The organism is Daejeonella sp., assembly GCF_044342615.1.
In the GTDB taxonomy this organism is placed as follows: domain Bacteria; phylum Bacteroidota; class Bacteroidia; order Sphingobacteriales; family Sphingobacteriaceae; genus Daejeonella.
In genome coordinates, this window is sequence record NZ_JBIIPN010000186.1 from 1 (window position 1) to 4,042 (window position 4,042).

At 32.1% G+C, this 4,042-nt stretch carries 5 protein-coding genes; all 5 read right to left on the bottom strand.

Features of this window, described 5'->3' with window-relative positions:
* A partial coding sequence (locus tag ACIQ0D_RS11955; RefSeq protein WP_395805918.1) for an acetolactate decarboxylase occupies positions 1–628 on the bottom strand: 628 nt, incomplete at its 3' end.
* Between the two features lie 306 nt (positions 629–934).
* Positions 935–1,525 carry a hypothetical protein gene (locus ACIQ0D_RS11960; RefSeq protein WP_395805920.1) on the bottom strand — a complete coding sequence of 197 codons (591 nt, stop codon included), beginning with the start codon at positions 1,523–1,525 and terminating at the stop codon, positions 935–937.
* 220 nt (positions 1,526–1,745) lie between these two features.
* Positions 1,746–2,282, bottom strand: coding sequence for a CIA30 family protein (locus tag ACIQ0D_RS11965; protein ID WP_395805922.1), 537 nt, complete (start codon positions 2,280–2,282; stop codon positions 1,746–1,748).
* A gap of 381 nt (positions 2,283–2,663) precedes the next feature.
* Entirely contained in the window at positions 2,664–3,182 is a 519-nt protein-coding gene (locus ACIQ0D_RS11970; protein WP_395805924.1) for a GNAT family N-acetyltransferase, read from the bottom strand.
* Between the two features lie 100 nt (positions 3,183–3,282).
* A complete protein-coding gene (locus tag ACIQ0D_RS11975) occupies positions 3,283–3,807 on the bottom strand; it encodes a DUF1648 domain-containing protein (RefSeq protein ID WP_395805926.1) in 525 nt (174 codons plus the stop codon).
* Positions 3,808–4,042 lie beyond the last annotated feature (235 nt).

Below are 4,042 nucleotides of genomic sequence, written 5' to 3' on the forward strand. Positions count from 1 at the left end.
TGAGGTGCATGTGTAAAAAGGTATCATGATGAGTAAATATGGTTTGATGCTGAGTAGAGAAAAATCCGATGATATCCGAATTTATATTTTCAAGCTCATAATTTGTTTGACCTTGATGCGCTTCCTTTGGCGAGCTCACTTTTGAGCCTTTTGGTAAATTTACGATATGAATTGTGGCTTGTTCAACAATTCCTGAAAGCTTAAACATGAAGGGTCTAGGAGATTTTTTCGTTAATTTATTGATATAGCTTTCTAGCTTTTGAATGGATTGGATTTTATTGGGTAAAGGCCTTTCCGACCAGTTTTCAATAATTGCTGAAGCAAAAAAGGGTGCTTTGATATGGTAAGTTTCCTCAACCTTCATTTCTGTATCTGAAACAACGCTTGATTTATAAGATTTTCCGTCAATAATTAAGATTTCTCCAGCTAAATACTCTATTGGCCCGAATCCGTATAAATTCCTTTTTTGAGAAATCGTATCCAGGTTTATGTTTCCCGATAGTTGCCCTTTCCACATCACATTTCTCATCTCACCAATAATTTTTACGGCATTGTTACTTTGTTGCGCGGAGGCAGAGTATGTGAAAATGAAAAGACTAAAAATTATATAAATTGCTTTTAATTGCATCCTTTTTGTTTAAATGAGACCATTTCATACTGAACATCTTTTTTTCATTATGGAACCTAAAGGTATAATTATTATATTTTTTATTCACTCGTCCGACTTTGTGTGTTGCCATAGGGTTTTCTACGATTGCTAGTAAAAGTCCAATTTTTGCTAATGGCAAATTTGCGTCATTCAATTCTTACCCGATAATTTTAATTAAATGTATAAAAGTTCGCAAGGCTTGCCAATTAAATTTCTACCACTAAAATTGCAAGTTTTATAGCACTTTCCGCCCAATAATGCTATTAGCCAGTGTTAGTAGATTGTTTATTTAACGAATTCATTGTCTACGGCTACTTCCCAGTATTGTTTAATGTTATATGGGTTTATCGAGAATTCACCGGCAATATTTTTCGAGACATGTTTATTATCAATATCAAACTCAATTCTGATATAACCATTTCTATGAGGTTTAGTACTTGGTCGAATTATATATTCTATGGACCCACCTTTATTTAATTTATTTACTTTAAGTGTGTCTGAGTTTTCAAAAATACTTCCTGCGCCATAGATTAAAATATTACTTGGAATAAAGTCTGATTGATTAATAACATTTACTGTGATTTTTGTTCTAGCATATCCACTTATTTTCGTATAAATAAGTCCAATGGGAATAAAACCGACTATTAAAATTAATGTTATCACCATTGTCTTTTTTTGACCATTCTCTTTTTGTCTGTTAAATAACTCTGAGATTAGTATTATGAAACCTGAAATCCAAATCACAATGCCTAGCAATATTAATGGGAAGGTTAAAATGCTCAAACCTTTTAATGGTGAGATTATGGCTAAAAAAACAACTGTAATTATCACGATTGAAATTATTGCGAGCTTTTTTGAAAGCATGATATTTTTCATGATGTTTTGTTTTTAATATTTTAAGTAACAGTTTGGCGCTTGGCGAAGAAGCAGATCTGGAAGCATCAAAGGGTAAAGCCATCACAAAATTTGATAGGAACCAGGATAGTTAATTAAACACTGAGTGTGTTTTTCTGCCAAATGCTTGCTATCGTATAGGCCTTCTTATCATCAGAATATTTTTCTCTTCTTCAAGAGTAGAGGCTATCAATTTAAAAATCTACTCCAAACCTATCCAATCAATCAATAATTTAAAATCTTCTTCTTGTTTGTTGGCGATCAAAAAACTCAATTGTTCAATGCTCTTAAAATTGAAATTGGGTATGTTTAATTTGCGCCCAAAAAATTGAGGGTAAAATTCATTTAGTGGTAACTTGATATTTTCCCATTCTCCTGTCGTATTAAATTGGTGCACGTAAGACTCAGACTGGGAAATTTTGCCTTTCAAACGAAATTCATAGGCCTTACCATCTCCTTTTACACGCAAGACAATAAACTTATTTTCATCCATTAGTTTAATCGTTTTATTCAATTGTATCGAGGCGAATCCTCCATTATTCGCCAATGAAACCTGTCCCGAAAATTGCCCATGTCCAGAATCGCTAAGCACCAAAGAACTTTTTGATATACCACCCATAACACCATCGTTAACAATACGCCATTCATTGACTTTCGTTTGCGTTGTAAATCTATAAATCTCTTTCATGTTTGTTTGGGTGAATAAGCTAAGGGTTAGTAAAACCAGGAGATATTTCATATATTTTATCTATTTTAACCAGTAAATGATTTCCAGGATACTATTTATTGAGTTATTTTTGTTGTCTATTTTATCCATGTTTTGTTATCATCTTCTTCTATCACTTTCCATTGTGTTTTTTGCATAAAGTTGATGCGGAGAACTTAAATGAACCCTTCACTAACCTTTCGTGGAATCAACGAATCCGTTATTATGCAAAATCATTGCTATCTGTTTTTTTCTTTAAGTTCTTTCTTTAGCATTCCCTGCACTACTTTAAGCTCACCTTTTTAATTTATTGATTTAGATATTTTCTCAAATATTTTGCACATTCTGTTGTTAAATTCAAACTTCCTTTTTATGCACCATATTCTATTCTCGAGACTTTAATTAAATATGTTTTTATATGATTGTTTTTTCAAAACATATACTATTTTCAACCTCTGCATATTGTCCATAGTTCTTGATAATGATAAAATTATTTTTCTTGTATAAACGTATTGCTTCTGGTTGATTAAATCCTGTTTCTAAAATGCATTTTTTATAGTTTAATTCCTTTGTCCAATTTTCCAATTCCTTCAAAACAATAGAAGCAATTCCTTTCCCCCTTTTTTCAATTGGTACAAAAATTCGCTTTATTTCCATTATATTTTCGTCATATTCTTTGATTGCACCACAACCAACAGCTATTTCATTTTCATAAATAACTACTACATATTTGATTCCAGATATTTTATTGAATTGTGCAAAAAACACATGTTCTTCTCCATCTCTTATTGCCAGTTCTTTGTCAAGTTCAACAACTAATTTTTGAAAATCTAAATCGTCAGAATTTGTTCTTTTAATTTGATACATTTTATTTATTCTTCTATTTATAGGTCTCTCTAAAATTATCGTGCAAGGGTTTCGGACTTGGCGCATGTGGATATTTCGAAGCAATCACTATATTAATTAAGCACAATATTTCAAAGAAGCACAAAGCTTGATTTAAGCACTGAGCTGCCAATCTTTTTAGCTGATGTTATAGCCAGTGCTTTGGCTTTTTGTCATTGTTTAGGCTTGAATGATTTAATATAAAATAAATCATCGGTATAAAAATCACTCCCATTGTAAGCGGTAAAAACCATACTCCAAGGCCGTCTGCTTCTCCGTTTGCATTTTGAATTGTTTTAAATTCAATAAGTCCTAAAATAAAAACGATAATAAGTTTAAGATATCTTATAAGTCTTGTTGCGTATATGTATTGTCTAAAAGCGTTGTCTTGTGTAATTTCAGTTGGATAATTGAATACTTGTGGAAACTTATTTAATACTGTCAGTCCAATGAATAAAATTGTTGCAATTAAGGGCAAAGTTAAAATAGTCGCTTTTCCGCCAAATCCGTCAGCTTGTCCTGCTCCATTGTAATGTGTCGGAATAGTTTCAGGTAAGTTTGAATAGCTTGTAATTGTCAAAACCCAAATCATTATTATAAAACCCCAACCAACAATTTCGAATATCTTATCTACTGTCTTAAGTGCCAATTTCATTTTTGGTCTTTTTTCCATTTTCAATTTATTTAATCGCTGTTGTCTTTTAGCATTGGCTATAACGTTTTCGGGGTTTGCGTTCGGGTTGGTTTCACGGCACAAAACTTTCAACCTGCACTGAACTTGAATACAAGTACAAAGCTCCAAGTTTTCACTTCACCCCGTCTGATGCAAAACTCGTGTCAATGGCTGTTTTTATTTTGTCCAACCGACATTTTTTTTCCACTCTTCAATTTCTTGTTTCCTGTTTTCA

Bases quoted from the DNA above. Each gene is read 5' to 3' on its own strand.
- ACIQ0D_RS11960 (WP_395805920.1), bottom strand. From the start codon at position 1,525: ATGAAAAATATCATGCTTTCAAAAAAGCTCGCAATAATTTCAATCGTG.
- ACIQ0D_RS11965 (WP_395805922.1), bottom strand. From the start codon at position 2,282: ATGAAATATCTCCTGGTTTTACTAACCCTTAGCTTATTCACCCAAACA.
- ACIQ0D_RS11970 (WP_395805924.1), bottom strand. From the start codon at position 3,182: ATGCGCCAAGTCCGAAACCCTTGCACGATAATTTTAGAGAGACCTATA.
- ACIQ0D_RS11975 (WP_395805926.1), bottom strand. From the start codon at position 3,807: ATGGAAAAAAGACCAAAAATGAAATTGGCACTTAAGACAGTAGATAAG.